15 protein-coding genes are annotated in these 17,057 nt (G+C 63.0%); 8 read left to right on the forward strand and 7 right to left on the reverse strand.

Going from position 1 to position 17,057, the window contains the following annotated elements; all coding sequences use genetic code 11:
• Positions 1 to 53: 53 nt before the first annotated feature.
• A complete protein-coding gene (locus tag ACR2MZ_RS02205) occupies positions 54 to 545 on the reverse strand; it encodes a nuclear transport factor 2 family protein (protein WP_434003443.1) in 492 nt (163 codons plus the stop codon).
• Between the two features lie 333 nt (positions 546 to 878).
• On the opposite strand from ACR2MZ_RS02205, the gene ACR2MZ_RS02210 reads away from it, so the two are divergent.
• From ACR2MZ_RS02210 to ACR2MZ_RS02240, 7 genes are all read left to right on the forward strand, one after another.
• Positions 879 to 2,291: an APC family permease gene (locus ACR2MZ_RS02210; protein ID WP_434003444.1), complete on the forward strand. Its 1,413-nt coding sequence runs from the start codon at positions 879 to 881 to the stop codon at positions 2,289 to 2,291.
• A gap of 3 nt (positions 2,292 to 2,294) precedes the next feature.
• Positions 2,295 to 3,017 (forward strand): cysteine hydrolase family protein, encoded by a 723-nt coding sequence (locus ACR2MZ_RS02215; protein WP_434003445.1) that lies wholly within the window; start codon positions 2,295 to 2,297, stop codon positions 3,015 to 3,017.
• Between the two features lie 57 nt (positions 3,018 to 3,074).
• A complete protein-coding gene (locus ACR2MZ_RS02220) occupies positions 3,075 to 3,824 on the forward strand; it encodes an SDR family NAD(P)-dependent oxidoreductase (protein WP_434003446.1) in 750 nt (249 codons plus the stop codon).
• 64 nt (positions 3,825 to 3,888) lie between these two features.
• Positions 3,889 to 4,665, forward strand: coding sequence for an SDR family NAD(P)-dependent oxidoreductase (locus ACR2MZ_RS02225; protein WP_434003447.1), 777 nt, complete (start codon positions 3,889 to 3,891; stop codon positions 4,663 to 4,665).
• 2 nt (positions 4,666 to 4,667) lie between these two features.
• The gene (locus ACR2MZ_RS02230; RefSeq protein WP_434003448.1) at positions 4,668 to 5,864 is read left to right on the forward strand and encodes a pyridoxal phosphate-dependent aminotransferase; all 1,197 of its coding nucleotides are present in this window, start codon (positions 4,668 to 4,670) and stop codon (positions 5,862 to 5,864) included.
• A gap of 241 nt (positions 5,865 to 6,105) precedes the next feature.
• A complete protein-coding gene (locus tag ACR2MZ_RS02235) occupies positions 6,106 to 7,080 on the forward strand; it encodes a cyclase family protein (RefSeq protein WP_434003449.1) in 975 nt (324 codons plus the stop codon).
• 50 nt (positions 7,081 to 7,130) lie between these two features.
• Positions 7,131 to 7,961, forward strand: a complete 831-nt coding sequence (locus ACR2MZ_RS02240) for a GNAT family N-acetyltransferase (RefSeq protein ID WP_434003450.1) — start codon at positions 7,131 to 7,133, stop codon at positions 7,959 to 7,961.
• 9 nt (positions 7,962 to 7,970) lie between these two features.
• Here the strand turns inward: ACR2MZ_RS02240 and ACR2MZ_RS02245 are convergent, their stop codons facing one another.
• From ACR2MZ_RS02245 to ACR2MZ_RS02265, 5 genes are all read right to left on the reverse strand, one after another.
• Positions 7,971 to 8,861 carry an NAD-dependent epimerase/dehydratase family protein gene (locus ACR2MZ_RS02245; RefSeq protein ID WP_434003451.1) on the reverse strand — a complete coding sequence of 297 codons (891 nt, stop codon included), beginning with the start codon at positions 8,859 to 8,861 and terminating at the stop codon, positions 7,971 to 7,973.
• A 628-nt stretch (positions 8,862 to 9,489) separates the two neighbouring features.
• A complete protein-coding gene (locus tag ACR2MZ_RS02250) occupies positions 9,490 to 10,605 on the reverse strand; it encodes an amidase (protein WP_434003452.1) in 1,116 nt (371 codons plus the stop codon).
• A 350-nt stretch (positions 10,606 to 10,955) separates the two neighbouring features.
• Positions 10,956 to 12,134, reverse strand: coding sequence for a M20 metallopeptidase family protein (locus ACR2MZ_RS02255; RefSeq protein WP_434003453.1), 1,179 nt, complete (start codon positions 12,132 to 12,134; stop codon positions 10,956 to 10,958).
• Between the two features lie 9 nt (positions 12,135 to 12,143).
• Entirely contained in the window at positions 12,144 to 13,298 is a 1,155-nt protein-coding gene (locus ACR2MZ_RS02260) for an amidohydrolase family protein (RefSeq protein WP_434003454.1), read from the reverse strand.
• The gene (locus tag ACR2MZ_RS02265; protein WP_434003455.1) at positions 13,288 to 14,601 is read right to left on the reverse strand and encodes a type I glutamate--ammonia ligase; all 1,314 of its coding nucleotides are present in this window, start codon (positions 14,599 to 14,601) and stop codon (positions 13,288 to 13,290) included. The genes ACR2MZ_RS02260 and ACR2MZ_RS02265 overlap by 11 nt, the downstream gene beginning before the upstream one ends.
• Positions 14,602 to 14,740: 139 nt before the next feature.
• On the opposite strand from ACR2MZ_RS02265, the gene ACR2MZ_RS02270 reads away from it, so the two are divergent.
• The gene (locus ACR2MZ_RS02270; RefSeq protein WP_434003457.1) at positions 14,741 to 15,703 is read left to right on the forward strand and encodes an alpha-ketoacid dehydrogenase subunit beta; all 963 of its coding nucleotides are present in this window, start codon (positions 14,741 to 14,743) and stop codon (positions 15,701 to 15,703) included.
• A 16-nt stretch (positions 15,704 to 15,719) separates the two neighbouring features.
• Here ACR2MZ_RS02270 and ACR2MZ_RS02275 read toward each other — a convergent pair whose 3' ends face one another.
• Entirely contained in the window at positions 15,720 to 16,838 is a 1,119-nt protein-coding gene (locus ACR2MZ_RS02275) for a thiamine pyrophosphate-dependent enzyme (RefSeq protein WP_434003456.1), read from the reverse strand.
• Positions 16,839 to 17,057: the final 219 nt, after the last annotated feature.

Here is a 17,057-nt window from a genome sequence, read left to right on the forward strand (position 1 = left end):
TCGCTGACGGTTTCGTCGAAAGGATATCCAGCCAGCACGTGCCCGGTTGTGGGCTAGGAAGGAAACGGCGCCTCCAGGCTCAGGTCGCAGGTGGACGCGCTAATCAGCCAACGGCCGCCGACCCTTCGAAAGCGGTGGCGGTAGGTCCCGGCGAGGACAATCCGCTCCCGCCCTGAGGACCCGCCTCGAGCACCGGCAGGCCGCCGATCGAGGATGGCGTACAGGTAGCAGTGACCGGCTGCCACATCGCGGTCGGGTCCGATCTCCACCCGCGGCGAAAGCAGGTAGTGGAGGGTCATCGGCCCGAGGCCGTCGGAAACGCCGGCGAAGAAGCTCCGGATCGCGTCGCGTCCTTGATAACGGCCGAAGTCAACCGAGCCGTCCTTGGTCCGCGATGACCACGCCGCATCATCGGTGAACAGGGCGGCCAGGCCATCCGGGTCGTAGGCCGCGTCACAGAGTTCTGCATAGCGGTATAGGAGGGCATGGATCTCCCGCTCCGACTCGAGGCGATCGACCCGCTCCTCAAGGGATGGCACTGGCATTCCTGGTCAAAGATACTGGGAGGATCCGGCCGTTCACCCCTTCGATGGGGAGGATGTCCGAGCGCCGGCTGGCGTCATGGTCCGCAGGGGAACTCGTCCGCTCCTTGATCAGCATCCGCTCCGCTGCCCCAATTGGTGTGATCTCTCGGGAGGAGCATCGGGCCGCATTGAGGGACCTTCCGGCCAATTTGACAGATGATTCCCACATGAACTATGCTTACCTGGTTAATTCGTCACTCGGATTACTCAGGGGAGCAAATGGCTGAAATATCGACTGACGTCAGTGGCTCACGCCTGCAGAAAAATATACTCAGCCTCCCAAACTGCATTGCATTGTCGGCAGCGGTCATGGGCCCCGTTCTCGCGGTTGTCCTGAATGCCCCCGCCGCTGGACCCTCGACCGGTGCCGCGCTCCCTCTCGCCTTCCTCATAGCGCTGATCGTGATCCTCTTCGTCGGAAACACCGTGATCCAGTTTGCGCGGGTCCTACCCTCGGCAGGCTCCTTTTACACCTACGCATCACAGGGTCTCGGCGGCGGAGCCGGCTTCTTCACCGGATGGATCTTTTTCGGCGCTTACACGCTGCTCGGCCCCGGTCTGTTTGGGGCGGTCGCGGCCTTCGCCCAGGACTACGTCAAGAGCACATTCCACGCCGACCTGCCGTGGTGGATCTTCGCGTTCATCTTCATGGCCGCGGTGCTGCTGCTCTCGGTTCGCAGCGTTAAGGCCTCAGTCCAGCTCGACCTCACGCTGCTGACTGTCGAGGTCCTGGTCTTCCTCCTGCTCGCCACGATCGCCATCGCCAAGGCCGGTGACGGTAATACGCTTTCCGCCTTCTCGCCCGCCGCCGCCGCCGGGGGCGTCTCGGGCGTCGGTCTCGGCGTCGTCTTCGGCATTCTCTCCTTCATCGGGTTCGACGCTGCGGCGGTTCTTGGCGAAGAGTCGCGCAACCCGCGTCGGCTGATTCCCCTTGCTGTCGGCGGCTCAATCGTGGTTGTCGGCATCTTCTACGTCTACGTGATGTACGGCCTCACCGCCGGCTACCACCTGAACGACGCACAGTCGCTCGCGGCTTTCAACAAGGACGCGACTCCGTTCGTAACCTTGGCTCGTCGCGATGCTCCCTGGCTCGAGCAGCTGGTCGACCTCTGCGCCATCGCCGGGCTGTTCTCTGCGTTCCTCGCGCTCCAGAACACGACAGTCCGGGTCCTCTTCTCAATGGGCCGTGAGGGTGCGCTCCCGGCCGCGCTGGGCAAGGTTCACCCCAAGTTCCACTCACCCTACATCGCTATCTATGTGCTGACCGCGGTGACCGTGATCGGCGGACTGGCCGGTGGCGCCTGGCTCGGCCCCGGTCCGACCGGCTTATACGGTTTCACCGGTGCGGTGGGGACGGTTGGTGTCATCCTCGTTTACATCTTGTGCAACGTCGCCCTCATCCGCTACTTTGGTAACCGGCCCAACCGGAACCTCTTCCTTCACGTGATCGCCCCCATCCTCGGCAGTCTGGGGCTTATCTACCCACTGTGGTCCACCGTCGCCCCCGGTCAGGCTTATCCGTACAACCTGGTGCCGTACATCGTCGGACTGTACTTGGTGGTGGGGATCGGCGCCTACTTCTACCTGCGCCAGCGCGCGCCGGAGAAGCTGGGGGCCTTCGGTTCGGTGGTTGCCGACGAGCCGATCACCAAAGCTGAGGAGGGCGGCATGTTCGACGACCGGTCCGCGCATACTCACACCACCTAAGCGATGGTGGAGGTCGACGGGAAGCAGGTCTTCTCGACCCTGGACGAGCTCGTGGATCCAGCGCACACAGCGCTGGTGGTCGTCGATATGCAGCGGGACTTCTGCAGCGCGGGATTCAGCTTCGCGCAGCAGGGGATCGATATCTCGATGTACCCCCCGATGGTGCCGAGGCTGGTACGCCTGGTCGATGGGGCCAGGTCGGCCGGAATTCCGGTGATCTACATCATGATGACCCGATTGCCGGACTCCAAGATCGAATCTCCGGCGCAGCTTCGCTTCACGATGCGCCTACACTTCGCCACTCGCGGACCGCTCAAGCCGCTCCAGTACACCATGGAGGGAAGTGAAGGCCAGCAGATCATCCCGGAGCTGAGCCCCAAGCCGGGCGACGTGGTCGTCCGCAAATTCCGCTCGAGCGGGTTCTGGGGCACCAACCTGGATATGCTGCTTCGCAGCAACGCGATCAAGAGCATAGTCGTCACTGGGGTGACGACGGAGGGCTGTGTCGAGTCCACCGCACGCGACGGGCTCTTCAACGACTACTACGTCATAGTTCCCGAGGACTGCGTCGCCAGCGACGATCCGGCTCAGCACGACGCCTCGCTCCTGCTGATGCGTCACCGTTTTGATGTTGTCCCGTCAGAGGAAATCCTCGACCGATGGGCGCCAGCCGTCACAGGCCCCCCCGGAACCGCTGACCGCAGCACCGCCAGCCCCGCCGACTGAGAGGCACGCGCCCGCGACTCCCCTGACCGCCGGATTGAAGAGCAGGACAGCACGCGCATGGAAAGACTCGTGAACAAGACCGCGATCATCACGGGCGCCGCTCGCGGGATCGGCCGGGCGATTGCCGAAGCCTTCGTAAAGGAGGGCGCGGACGTGGCGGTCGCGGACCTCGCGCCGGAGGATGCGGTGGGGGAGCTGCTCGGAACCCTCCGCTCCGGAGGACGCCGCGTTTTGTATGTCAGGACCGACGTCTCCCAAGAGGCGGATGTTAAGGCGATGGTGGAGCGCGTGGTGGGCGAGTTGGGTCGGGTGGACATCCTGGTTAACGACGCCGGGATCTTCTCGCAGGTATTTCTCCATGAGATGACCGCTGAGCAGTGGGACAAGGTCATTAGTGTGAATCTCCGGAGCGTCTTTCTCTGCACTCGATACGTACTCCCCCAGATGCTCGAGCGCGGCAGCGGGAAGATCATCAACGTCGGTTCGCAGCTGGGCCAGATCGGCGGCCCAGAGATGGTCCACTACAGCGCCAGCAAGGGGGGCGTGATCGCGTTCACCAAGGCCCTGGCGCGCGAGGTCTCGGCCAAGGGGGTGCACGTCAACGCCATCGCGCCGGGTCCAATCCTCACGGACATGATGGCCGAGGAGACCGACGAGTGGAAGGACAAGAAGCTTTCCGAGCTGCCCATCGGTCGCTTCGGACAGGCCTTCGAGGTGGCGCCTACCGCCGTCTTCCTAGCCTCCGACGACTCCAGCTACTACGTCGGCCAGACATTGGGACCGAACGGTGGAGATGTGATGCTATGAGCGGCGCCGGGGGACTCGGAGCCGGGTCTGCCGCTCACGCCCCACTCTGAAAAGGAGGCTCCGCATGTGTGATCTCACCGGCCGGGTAGCCATGATCAGCGGCGCTGCCTCGGGTATCGGCGCAGCCACCGCCCGTACGTTCGCGCGAGCCGGAGCGGACGTGGTCCTAGGCTGGTTTCCGGGGGACCCTCACGACGTGGAGCAGGTACGTGCGAGCGTGGCAGCGGCTGGGCGCCAGGTGCTCGTCCGTGAGCTGGACGTGTCATCGACCGGCTCGGTCGACGCCTTCGCGCGGAGCGCGATCGAAAGCTTTGGACGCATCGACGTGGTGGTTGCGAACGCCGGCATCGCGCGCACGGTGCCCTCGCTCGAGCTCACCGATCAGGCCTGGAACCAGGTGGTCGAAGTGAACTTGCTCGGCGTGTGGCGCTGCTTTCGCGCCGCCCTGCCCTACATGCAGGAGGCGGGCTACGGGCGACTCTTGGCAACCTCCTCGGTCGCAGGCACCGTGCAGTGCTGGACTGAGCACGCCCATTACACCGCAGCCAAAGCCGGGATCGTCGGCTTGGTGAGAAGCCTCGCGATCGAGTTTGGGAAGCATGGGATCACTGTTAATGCGGTCGCCCCGGGGGTCATTGAATCGCCCCAGTCCCTTGATCCGATCAATTCGCTGGGCGCGGAGGGCGTAGCGGCGGCGGGAAGGGGTAGTCCCGTGGGCAGAGTGGGGAGACCGGAGGACATCGCGTCGCTCTACCTCTACCTGGCCAGCGAGGCGGCGAGTTTCATGAACGGCCAGCTCCTGGTAATGGACGGAGGACGCTCGCTCGTGGTCTCGGACTGAAGGTGCCATCCACGCTGAGTGAGAGGGCGCGCCTCTTGCGTCCATCGGCGACAATCGCTACAGATGCCCGAGCGAAGGCGCTCGCGGCCTCAGGGGTGGACGTGGTCAACCTTACCGCGGGTGAACCGGACTTCGACACCATGCCGGCTGCCCGGAGCGGCGGACTTGAGGCGATCGAGGCCGGCTTCACCAGGTACACGCCCGTTGCGGGAATCCCAGAGCTCAGGACTGCCATCGCTGAGAAGCTGTTGCGCGACAACGGCATCTCCTGTCAGCCCGAACAGATAGTGGTCTCCAACGGGGCCAAACAGTCCATCTACAACGCCTTGATGGTCCTGGTCGACCCTGGTGACGAGGTCATCATGCCCTCACCCTGCTGGGTGAGCTACCCAGAGATCGTGAGCCTGGCGGGCGGTGTTCCCGTCCTGGTCGACACCAGTTCCAATGGGTACCGACTAAGCGCCGAGGCGGTCGCGGCGGCGGTCACCTCCCGCACTAAGGTCGTGATGCTCAACAGCCCCAGCAACCCGGTAGGTACCGTTGCTACCGACGCAGAACTGCGCGAGTTGGCGGCGCTCTGCGTGGCGCGGGACCTGTACGTGATCAGCGATGAGATCTACGAGAAGCTGGTCTACGGCAGCGCCGAGTTCGTGAGCATCGCCTCGCTCGGCGAGGAGATCCAGCGTCTGACGATCACCGTCAACGGCTTTTCCAAGGCCTACGCAATGACCGGTTGGCGCATGGGCTATGCGGCGGCCGAGCCTCAAATCGTGGCGGCAATGACGAACCTGCAAAGTCAGTGCACCTCCGGGGCCTCCTCCATCAGTCAGCGTGCGGCTCTGGCCGCATTGAACGGAGACCAGGCGCCGTTGGAGTCCATGCGCCAGCAGTTCGACCGCCGACGCCAGCTCGTACTGCAGCGGCTTTCCGCCATGCCCGGGGTTGTGATCGAAGCGGTTCCAGAGGGCGCCTTCTACATATTCCCTCGTGTGAGCGACCTTTACGAACGGATGGCAAGTGGCAATCGGTCAAGCGGCTCGGTAGGCTTTGCCGACCTCCTCTTGGAGGCCGCCCGAGTCGCCGTCGTGCCCGGTCTGCCCTTCGGCTCCGACGATCACGTCCGAGTCTCGTATGCCAGCTCGCTGGAGCGGTTGGCCGAGGGCATGAACCGGATCGAGTCGGTTGTCCGCTCCCTCTGACTTGCCAACAGAGGGGCGAAAGTCTCCGCCCTCTCGCATGCATCAGCCGCGCATCGTCCTCGGTCGACTCAGAGAGCAGAATGGCGGTACCACCGGTGCTCTGCCGACTTCAGACGCCGACGAGATCTCGATCGCGATGACCGTTCGCGTTACGGCACTCGAGTCGAATCAATGAATCCCCGCTACGGTCGGTTCAGTCCAGCGCAGCGTACCAAGCACCTTTTGGAGGAGAGTTGAGGCCATGTGTGGACCAAGCCTTTTGAATGAAGATCAGCGGCAGAAGATCGCCGCCTATCACGCCACGCTGAATCAGGTCTCGAAGAGCCCCTTCGGCCCCGAGGATGAAATCGGGATGCTTAATCTCATGGACGAGAGCTCGCGTCGGCAGGCGATGCGCGAAGCCGACGCTGGCAAGCCCTTCGACCTGGCCGTGGACTTCTTCGTGGGCATGCCGCTGTGGGACGATTTCAACGATCCCGGCTTTCAGATCTGGCTGACACATACTCCGGCGGGCACCGTGGTCGATAACCCGACGTCCCTGTCCGCAGAGCTGAACGAAAGGGTGAGCTACACGGGTGACGCGATCTCGATGTACACGCACTGCGGGACTCACGTAGACACGCTCACTCACTTCGGTTATCACGGCAGCATCTTCAACGGTTTCAACACCAGAGAGCATCTGGGCAGCCGCCATTGGCACCGCGCAGGCGCCGACAAGCAGCCCCCGGTGATAGCACGAGGGGTCATGATCGACGCGGCGGCGGCAGCCGGAATCGAGATGCTGCCAGAGAGCCATGCGATCGGTGAGAAGGACCTGCTTGCTGCACTCAAGCGGCAGAAGACCGAGCTTCGGCCGGGAGATGTGGTCCTGATCCGGACCGGACGGATGAGCGTCTGGCCGGATCAGCGCCGGTTCGTGCCCAGGTCTCCGGGTATCAATCGAGAGGGGGCCGAGTTCCTGGCCAGGGCGGGAGCCATGTACGTCGGGGCCGACAACGGTGGCGTGGAGCACACTCCTTCGGCCGATCCGGAGAACTGGTTGCCGGTCCACACCTATCTGCTGGCGGAAGCCGGAATTCCTCTGCTCGAGATGGCTTACCTCGAGGATCTGTCCCACGAGGGAATCTACGAGTTCGCCTTCATGGGCGCCTGCCTCAAGATCCGAGGTGCCACCGGCAGCCCGATGCGGCCGATCGCAATGCCGCTGAAGTCCTAAGAGCTGCGACCGGGTTGGTAACCCGTCTGCAGGGAATGCGGATTTGCCCAATGCCGAGAACTGCGGCCGGTGTCCAATCGGCGACAGCCTGCCTGGTAGAGGGCGGGTGGGGAACCTACCGGCAGTTTCACCCCACCTTCGCCTTCTATGCACAGCAGCCGAATTGCCATCCCATGGTCGCGGAAGATGAAACGGGGCGAGTGCTTGGGACCGCTGTAAGCACAAGCTGGGGCAGCAGCGGCTGGCTCGGCCATGTCTTCGTGAGCCCGGAACTGCGGGGTCGCGGCCTGGGCAAGGAGCTGACCGAACACGCTATCCAGCTGCTGCGGGGAGAGGGATGCGGCACGATCCAGCTCATTGCGACGGCGTTGGGCCGGCCTGTCTACGACCGCCTCGGATTCGAGGTGGAGACGCACTATCACGAATACCGCGGGACGACCCTCCCGCGCGCGGTCCCGATGGCGCCCCTTCGTCCGCTGCTGCCGGTGGATCTTGATGGCGTGCTGTCGATGGATGCCCGCGTGGCGGGTGAGGATCGGTCCGGCGCGCTGCGCCCTCTGTTTATGTCGGGCTGGGTGCTTCCCGGCCGTTCTCGTCCGGCTGGCATCGTGGTGCCGACACCCTGGGGAGGTTGCCTGGCCACTCAGCTTCCGGAGACCGTCGACGCGGAGGCGCAGGCGGTGCTGCGGGCGCTCCGTTCGCTGTCCGCTCTGGGCGACGAAGTCTGGGTTTACCCGACCACGGAGAACGCGATAGCCCGCGAGTTGTTGTCGAGTCAGGGTTTCGAGGAAGTCCGCATGATTCCCCGCCTAGTCCTCGGACCGCGGGTCGCATGGATGCCCCAGGCGGTCTGGAGTCCGTTGGGGCTGGGCCTCGGCTGAACCGAGCATTCAGCTGGGGACCTGGTCCCTCCAGCGGTGGCGCTGCTCGAAGCCCAGGATATCGCGCAGCTTCTGGTTGCTAACCAAAGATTCATGGTCGCCAAGGTGACCTCGGATAGGAACCTTGGGGTAAAACTGGGCCGCCAATTCGGTGATGGGCCGCTCGTGGGCGCTCTCCCCAGCGAAGACGTTGAACACCTGAAAGCCAAGTTGGTCTCGCTCGAGCCCAAGGCAGACCGCCTGGGCCACGTCCCGGACGTCGACGTAGGCCCACAGCTCTCGTTTACGCGCCTCCGCATTGGTCGTCCAGACAGGGAATTTCGCGTAGTCGGCCGGCGCCATTACGTCCCCAATCCGGAGCGCGTAGAAGTCACCTCCCGTTCGAGCATGAAACGCTGCGGCTGTCTGCTCATTGACCAGTTTGGACAGCCCGTAGGCGTCCATGGGCAACGTCGGATGGTCCTCGTCCACAGGAAAGTAGCGCGGATCGAGGTGTTCCTCAGCGAACACAACGCCGTACGTACCCTCACTTGAGGCGAAGATAACCTTCCGGATGCCAAGCCGGCTCGCCGCCTCGAACACGTGATAAGTGCTTAGAACGTTGATTCTGAAAACCTCACTGTCGGGCACCAGCAGGATGCGCGGAATCGCCGCGAAGTGGACTACCGCATCCACGGGCTGGGGCCTCAGCGAGGGCTGAAGCTCATCGATACCGGTGTAGGAGCAGAGAGCGGCGTAGGCTTGCCCAGCGTCGGTTAGGTCGGTGACGAGGGTACGGCAGCGCTGCTCCTGCGCCGGCCTGAGGTCGACGTTGAGGACCCCGTAGCCGCGATCGCACAGCTCCTTGAGGATCCAGCCGCCTATCTTCCCGCTGCCTCCGGTAACTATGAGTCGCTTCACCCTTCCTTACTGTCCGGTCCGCGATCCTACCAAAAAGTCGAGTGCTGAAGGAGCTGCCGATATCGACGAAGAGGGGGAGCGGATCGCGGAACATGCCTCCGCCGTATGCCCTAGATCCTAGATTGCGTCCCAAGGCCACCGTGACGGGATTGCTCTCGCCAATCACGAAAGCCGACCGCCGTAAAGGATAAACCTACCAAAGCTCTAAAGGTGGTGCTTGGCGTATGAGGCAGCCGAATGGGCGGCTGTGATCCTCGAGCGCGACCCGGGCGAAATTGCGAAAACCGTTGACAACCTGATAGCTGAGACTCACTGCTAACAGGGTTCGCACCGCACTTTGGCGCAGCACTGGTTGCTGCACTAGACGTCGCCGAGAACGTGCCAGATTGATTTTGTGATCGCTCTGCTCAGGACGGCGGCCGATTGATGGACGCCAGCACACGATTTCGCCGTCATCTTGCAGTCGATTCCCCCGCGGTTCCATGCTGCGGGGCGTGCTGGCGGAGTCATGGAGGCCGGCTAGCCCCTCCCTAGGTCCGCACCACCTTCTAAGTACTCTCGGGTTAACCAAGACAAGGGATACACGGACGCTGCTCCCCGTCGGCTCTTTCTCCTCAGCATCTAAAGTTCAATAGCTGCGCCAGATCTGCTCGAGTGCAGCTGCAACCGCACTCAACTCGATGTCGCGGCCAAGATGGCCGATAACCTGAATCCCAACGGGGAGTCCATCGACCGGAGCAGGTAGAGTGAACACCGGTTGACCGGTCAGATTGAATGGCCGCCCGAAGCGGACCAGCGGCGCTGTGTCGACACTGTCACTGATAAGCGGGGCCACCGAAGCGCAGGTTGGCAGAAGGATTGCGTCAAGTCCGCGCATCGCCCGCGCGACCTCAGCTTGCATGCGGCGGCGGTTGGTGAGGGCGTCGATATAGTCTGCTCCCGATACACCGAATGCAGTGTGGAGACGGCTCAGTACGTCCGCGGAGTAGTCCTGAGGCCGGGTGCGTATCCATTCTCGGTGAAATGCGGCGGCTTCCGGATACATGATATCCAGGCAGGCCTTCTGCATAGCGTGCAGTACCGGGAACTCGATCTGGGGGAGCCCGTGAGAAATCACGTCCCAGGCTCGCTGCGTCCCTGTATCCAGATCCTGCACCCAGAGTCCCGGCACCGCCAAGCGTAAGCGCGCTTGTGTCAATGCCGGTACAGCGCCCCAGTCGTCTGTTCCGGCCATCATGGCGACCGCACGACTAGCTGTCGCTACGTCGTTGGCGAGGGAGCCAACGGTATCAAGTGAGTGGCTGAGGGGTACCACTCCGCTGGTGTCCACAGTTCCATAGGTCGGCTTGAATCCGACCACCCCGCAGAGACCGGCAGGAATACGCACCGATCCGCCAGTGTCAGTGCCAACCGCCCAATCACAGACCCCGGCGGCGACTGCGGCGGCGGAGCCGCCCGAAGAGCCACCCGCGATGCGGACCGGATCCCTGGGATTGCGCACAGTCCCAAAGCGGTGGTTGATATTGGTTGAACCGAATGCCCATTCGTGAAGATTCGTCTTTCCGATCACAACGCACCCATGCCTGCGGAGGTTCGCAATCAATGGTGCGTCATCCTCCTTTGGTTGACTAGGGAGAAGTCCGCCACCACCGAGGGTCGGTGTTCCACGCACGTCGACCAGATCCTTGACCGCCACCACCTCGCCGTCCCCATCCTCGTCCGTCATCGAGATGAAGATGTTCAAGTCCCGCATGGCTTCCGCCCTGCCGCGCGCCTGCCTAATGTGCATCGACTGAAGCTTAGCAGGGTGATGTAATGACAGCCTCGCAGCAATTGTGTCTATGTTCCGTCAGGCATTGGCCGAGCAGAATGGCGGTGCCCTCGTTGCCGCGTACGCCTCGCAAGGCGGTCGGCGCTTGAGCCAGTGAAGCATGCAAAGATAAAGTACTTAGCTGCCAAACCATTGCCCAGGCGTGGAATCTAGAGCGCGGCTTTTCCCCTACCTTGCAACTGGATCACGTGAGCGGCCGCGTTCACGTGGTGCACATTCCTCAAACAAGACGCATGTGCGAGAGTGGCGATCACTCGGTTGTGCTAATTGCCCAATAGGGCGGTCCCGGCAAGATAGCCGGCCAGCATTGCCATAGCGACGTGGCGCACGGCATCATCATCCGGAAGAAACATAGGACTGTGTAGAGGATGGCTGCCGTTCTCGCGCCCGCAGCCCACAAACATCATCATTGCCGGCGCCACCGCACTGAAGAAAGCAAAGTCATCTGAGCCGCATGACCTCAGCGCTGGAGCCAATCGCAGACCCAAGGTCTCAAGACGCGATCGAGTTGCCCGAACGAGTCTGGGGTGATTCTCCAGTACCGGCTCACCGTGAACGATCTTCAAATCTACTCCACATCCATGAGTGAGCGCGGTTCCCTCCGCGACAGCGCGTAGTCGCTGATGCAACATCCTCCGCTGATCCTCTGACATCGACCGGATAATGCCTCGAGCAACGGCGTTGGGGGGAGTGGCATTCGATGCCTCGCCTGAGTGAATGGCGCCGACGGTCACGACGGCCGGAATCATTGGATCCACATTGCGACTCACCAGCTGCTGCACGCTCAGCGTGAACTGCGCGATGGCCAAAACGGGGTCAGGCGTGAGATTCGGATATGCGGCGTGCCCCCCAGCGCCGTGCATCTCTATCTGAAACTCGTCCGAAGCGGCGTTAATTGGTCCTTCGCTGCAGGCGACCTCTCCTTCTTTGACGAGCGGGTGCACATGTGCACCCACGATCGCGGCGACTTGGTGGCCTGTCAGCACGCCGGCGTCAACGATCTCCTCGGCGCCCGATGGGTAGGTCTCCTCACGAGGCTGGAGGATTGCGAGAAGCGGGGCGGCCGCGGCAACGCGGTTGACGGCTCGAGCCAGGGCGACAAGGCTTGCCAGATGAACGTCATGGCCGCAAGCGTGCATCGCCCCATTCGTGGACGCCCAGTCGACGCCGGTTCGCTCCTGGACAGGGAGTGCGTCGAGTTCGGCCCGGACTGCCACAGACGGCCCCCCATGACCGATGCGAACCACCGCGCCCGTCTCACCGACTCGTTGCCGGGAAGCGCCGGGCGGCAAGTGTTCGAGCACGGTCACTAGCGTCGTCTCCTCACAACTCGAGAGACGGGGATCGTGATGGAGGCGTCGCCGCAGGGCAGTCATGGAGGCCACTTCAGCACCCACCTCAGCTTGAAGCTGAGCAAGCATTCTCCCGTTCATGTCGGTCATTGGGCGTTGTCAGCTGAGCTCGTAAACCCGTCGCGCATTTTCTGCCCCAATCATCCCAGCGATGCGAGAAGCCTCCGACTGGCTCCATTCACCTGCGTCCACCCATTTCTGAAGCACTCGGTAGATTCCCCGTCGCCACAGCAACGCGCCGAGATAGTGCAGCTCCGCCGGGCCCCACGCGTCAGTAGAAAAGAGCAGCTTGCCGAAGGGCGCCAGTTCTAGGGATTCAGCTAGAACAGCTATGGCGGCAGCGCCGAGGTAATTGATGGCGAGCCCGACGTCGAAATAGACGTTGGGAAAGACTTGTGCCAGGTATCCCGCGTGCCGGTGATAAGGATAGCAGTGCAGGAGCATTATAGGGACGCCGTAGGGCGCGACCTGCTTTATGAATTTGGTCATTAGGAGTGGGTCACACCGATGGAGTTCCACGTCAGGGTCCCCGTACCCAACGTGGAACTGTAATGGCAGCCCCCTGTCCACACCAGTCCAAATCAAATAACGCAGCAACACAGGGTCCTTGACACGGGCCAGTCCGGTCACCTCGATGTCGCGGAGCCAGCGTCCAGCGGCAGACTCAACCTCCTCTTGGCTTGGCCGGTCGGCGTTGAAGTCAAGCCCATACCGGTAGGCGACGATGCTCTTCAGGCCCACGGCGTCTTTACTGCGCGCCCACAACACCTCTTTGAATCGTTCGGCAAACGAGGCAGCTTCTACGCCAGACTGAGCGACTGCGTCGGCAACAGCCTCAAGCCTGACCACCTCGTCCGTCGGATGGCCCGAAGCCGACGCCATGGCCTCAAGATCAAGGACGAGCTCGCTCTGATACCCTGTCTCGACCAGGAAACGGCCGATTCCGGCACCGCGCAGGAATCTACGATTGACCTCCTCAGCGCCTAGCTCGGTGCGGCGAGCGAGGTAGCCCTCCGGTGAATCATGCGGCTCTAGACCGAGTATCGGAGCACACCAGCGCCGAATTGCTAAGCCGACTTGAGAGTCGAATTGGGTCATCCAGTCGGGCAGTGGACGGTCCGACCCGGTAATCAATTGCTCGAAGTCCTCGCGCCGCACGTCCGCCGCCAAGGCGCCGTGGACATGATGATCCACCAACTGCAAATTGTTGATGACTGTTTCTAGGTCCGAGACAACTGAAGCTTCAGTAGACATCGGCGATCGCATGACAGCGCCCCGCTTCATCCAAATGCGCAACAGTCGCTAGCTCGCTTCGCTTGACGGACAGGTGCGTTGCCAGAAGATCCGGGTGGAACCACGAGCGCACCGTTGCGTCGGCTTCTAACGCCGCCAGCGCCTCTTCGAGCGATTTCGGCAGAGCTGGGACGCTAGCGAGATCCACATCCGTCGCCGCCTCAGAGAATACGACGGGTTCGGTGTAATCGTGGCGAATGCCCTCGAGAGCCGCTCGAACGAGAATCCCGAGCACGAGCCACGGGTTGGCGGTCGCGTCGCACCCACGGTACTCAAGTCGAAGTTGGCCAGCTGGATCCCGCCCTCCAAGGGAGACTAACGGACAGATCCGCAGCAAGGCCTCTCGGTTGCGATCGGCGAGGAAAATACCCCCTGCGCTCCATCGATGTGGTACAAGTCGCAGGAACGAGGCGACGCTGGGAGCAGTTACAGCGGTAAGCGCGGCAGCATGTTGAAGAATGCCGGCGGCGAAGCGGGCACCAAGCCTTGACAAGCGCCCCGGGCGACCCGGATCCCAGAAAGCCGGGCCTCCCTCCGCATCCCGCAAGAAAAGGTGCACATGGACTCCATTTCCCACGCCACCAGGCTCAAGAAGCGGCGCGAACGTCACACGGAGTCCGCGGCGACGGGCAAGGTCACGGACCAGCTCCCGCAACAGAATCGCCCGGTCAGCGGCGATGAGTCCGTTGGCCGCACCTAGGGTCACTTCGTACTGACCGGCGCCGTACTCGGGAAGCCAGCTGTCGGGATTCAATCCGGTGCCGTCAAGCAATTGGACAAAATCGGTACCAAATGGCTCGCCAGACCGGAATCGAGCAAACGAGAATGGGGCTGTCAATGGCGAATCACGCACCATGAACTCATGCTCGAACGAAGCCGCGAGTTGGAGACCGGTCTGTTCCCGCAGGTCCCTCAGGGCCTGGCGGAGGAATGTTCTGGGGCAGCAGTTCCATGGTGAGCCGTCTGGCAGAACCTGGTCCGCCAGATAAACGCGGACGCCAGGAATCGCCGAGTCGGAAGGGATGTCGACCACGGAATTCCGATCCGGGAGCAAGCGAAGATCCCCAACCGACCCAAATATATTATCAGGTGAGATGAGTCCGAAAGCATTGATCGCGAGGTCCGCCGGTACCCAGCCCGTCCCCACCTGCAGCACGTGCTCCTGATCTGACATGGGCACGCTGCGGCCACGGGTTTGCGCAGACATGTCACACGTTGCGATAAATACCGTCGAGGCCTTTGTAGTGGGCACTTCTGTAGTCACCTAGGTTGGGTCCACGCCACCATGCTATGGCACCGCAGGAACGGCTGGCGTGGTGGTTGACCAATGAGAGAACGGGTGCCTCAATGAAGGACACGTATGACCTGTGGACCATAATGGAGCAGCCGTGCCGGAGTTGACCATGGTGGAGGCGCTCCGATCGGCGCTGGCGGCCGAGATGTTGCGCGATGAGCGCATCGTCTTGCTCGGCTTGGACATAGGCCGTCTGGGGGGCGTCTTCCGGGTGACTGACGGGCTGCTGGACCGATTTGGGCCTGACCGAGTGATCGACATGCCGCTCGCCGAGGGGTCCATCATTGGGTCTTCTATTGGCTTGGCGATCGGCGGACTGGTGCCGGTTCCGGAGATTCAGTTTCTTGGCTTCACCCACCAGGCGATGCACCAGATCGGACCTCAACTGGGCCGCTACCGCTACCGCAGCCGGGGCCGATTCAGCTGTCCGGTAACTATCCGCGCCCCATTTGGCGGCGGCGTGCGCACGCCCGAGTTCCATCCTGACGCCATCGAGGCCCAGTTCGCTCAACAGCCCGGCATCAAGATCGTGTGCCCCGCCAACCCCTACGACGCTAAGGGTCTCCTCCTGAAGGCGATCCGGGACCCCGATCCGGTGCTCTTTCTCGAGCCGCAGCGGCTTTACCGCTCCGAGAAGATGGAGGTACCGGAGGACGACTACGACATTCCCTTTGGGCGATCGCGACTTGTGCGAGAGGGAACCGATGTTGTACTGGTCGCCTGGAGCGCGGCGGTCGAGCTCAGTCTCCGCGCCGCCGAGCAGCTCCAGGCGGAAGGGATTAGCGCCGCGGTGCTCGACCTCCGCACCCTAGTTCCACTTGACGTCGAGGGCCTTGTGAGCGCCGTCTCCAAGGTCGGCCGCGCGGTGGTAGTGCACGAGGCGCCGATCACCGCCGGCTTCGGCGCCGAAATTGTGGCGACCCTCCAGCAGGAGGCCTTCCAGTTGCTCGACGCCCCGGTGCACAGAGTGGCCGCCTGGGACACCCCTTACCCGCCGGGTGCCCTGGAGAGCCATTTCCTCCCCTCCGTGGCACGGGTCATGGACGGTGTGCGCCTAACGATCGCCTTCTAGGTATCTACGCACGATGCTAGGATTGGCCCCGCTCGACCGAATCGAGGAGCGCCTGACGCTGTTCTCGAACACGACCTGGCGGATCGGCGTAGACGTGCTCGAACAGTTCCTCCGGCCGAGGAGCAGGGTAGGTCCGAGCCTGCTCGATCGCCGTCCGAATCTCCCTATCGAGCTCCTCCGACCATTTCCGCTGCACGTCGGGGTCCCACTTGCCCAGCGTGGTCAGGTAGCGCTGCACCCGAAGGATCGGGTCGGCGGTTGCAGCGGCGGCCACGTCAGCCGAATTGCGATAGGCCGCCGGGTTGTCGGTTGTGTTGTGGAACCCCATGCGGTAGGTGCGGCTCTCGATCAACGTCGGTCCCTCGCCGCCACGGGCTCGACGGACTGCGTCACGCGCCGTCGCATAGACGGCGAAGAGGTCGTTGCCATCAACGAGACAGCCCGGAAACCCGTAGCCGGTGGCCCGGGCCCAGAGCACTCCGGCCGTCTGGCGCGAACTCGGGGTGGAGATCGCCCAGCCATTGTTCTGGACGACCATCACGATCGGCGCCCCCACGACGCCGGCGAGATTGCAGGACTCGTGGAAGTCGCCCTCGGACGAAGCCCCCTCACCGATGAATGCCATGACAGCGGCTCCCGTTCTGCGGAGCCTCTGGGCCCAGGCCAACCCGACGGCGTGGGGAAGCTGAGCGCAGACTGACTGGTTGCGGGGAAGCATGAGCACGTCGTCCGGGATCCGTGCCGCGGCGAGCTTCCCCATGTACCCGGCGAGCAACTTGTCGAGCGACAGCCCATGGTGCAGCATCGCCGGCTGTTCCCGGTAGGCGGGGGCGAGCCAGTCGAGCGCCGGTTCTAGGGCCCAGCTAGACCCAACCACGGACGCCTCTTGTCCGTTAACGGGCCCGTAGGTGCCCAGCCTCCCCATGCGCTGGAGTCGTATCGCCCAGTGGTCGAGCGCCCGGGAGAGCATCATCAGGTGCAGAGCCGAGAGCGTCTCCCGCTCCGTCAGGGGAGGGTCCCAGCCCGGCGTGAGGGTTCCGTCCGGTCGGAGGATGGAGAGCGCCTCCGGCGGTAGTGCTAGCGGCGCCGGCAGTTCAGGCGAGCAATCCTGGATGTTCTTCAACGGCAAATCCATTACGAGCCTACGTCGGGCCGCCTCAACCCGCTACCTTGTCGGACTCGTCCCCTTGCTAGCGCGTCACCGGGCGCGCAACATCCTTGCTAGCCTGAACGGCTCACAAGATCTGTAGACACCTGGGGGCTTCCCAGGCGTAGAAGCGGCGGTCCATCCTTTGGGTGCTTGACGTCCACAGGAGGGAGCCGCCGTGACTAATGATGACCTCATCTACCGCCA

The sequence above is a fragment of the Candidatus Dormiibacter sp. genome (assembly GCF_050999135.1).
In the GTDB taxonomy this organism is placed as follows: domain Bacteria; phylum Chloroflexota; class Dormibacteria; order Dormibacterales; family Dormibacteraceae; genus Dormiibacter; species Dormiibacter spiritus.

Excerpts from the sequence above, each read along its gene's own strand:
- ACR2MZ_RS02205 (WP_434003443.1), bottom strand. The coding sequence starts at position 545 with ATGCCAGTGCCATCCCTTGAGGAGCGGGTCGATCGCCTCGAGTCGGAG.
- ACR2MZ_RS02215 (WP_434003445.1), top strand. The coding sequence starts at position 2,295 with ATGGTGGAGGTCGACGGGAAGCAGGTCTTCTCGACCCTGGACGAGCTC.
- ACR2MZ_RS02220 (WP_434003446.1), top strand. The coding sequence starts at position 3,075 with ATGGAAAGACTCGTGAACAAGACCGCGATCATCACGGGCGCCGCTCGC.
- ACR2MZ_RS02225 (WP_434003447.1), top strand. The coding sequence starts at position 3,889 with ATGTGTGATCTCACCGGCCGGGTAGCCATGATCAGCGGCGCTGCCTCG.
- ACR2MZ_RS02235 (WP_434003449.1), top strand. The coding sequence starts at position 6,106 with ATGTGTGGACCAAGCCTTTTGAATGAAGATCAGCGGCAGAAGATCGCC.
- ACR2MZ_RS02240 (WP_434003450.1), top strand. The coding sequence starts at position 7,131 with ATGCCGAGAACTGCGGCCGGTGTCCAATCGGCGACAGCCTGCCTGGTA.
- ACR2MZ_RS02255 (WP_434003453.1), bottom strand. The coding sequence starts at position 12,134 with ATGACCGACATGAACGGGAGAATGCTTGCTCAGCTTCAAGCTGAGGTG.
- ACR2MZ_RS02260 (WP_434003454.1), bottom strand. The coding sequence starts at position 13,298 with ATGTCTACTGAAGCTTCAGTTGTCTCGGACCTAGAAACAGTCATCAAC.
- ACR2MZ_RS02270 (WP_434003457.1), top strand. The coding sequence starts at position 14,741 with ATGGTGGAGGCGCTCCGATCGGCGCTGGCGGCCGAGATGTTGCGCGAT.
- ACR2MZ_RS02275 (WP_434003456.1), bottom strand. The coding sequence starts at position 16,838 with ATGGATTTGCCGTTGAAGAACATCCAGGATTGCTCGCCTGAACTGCCG.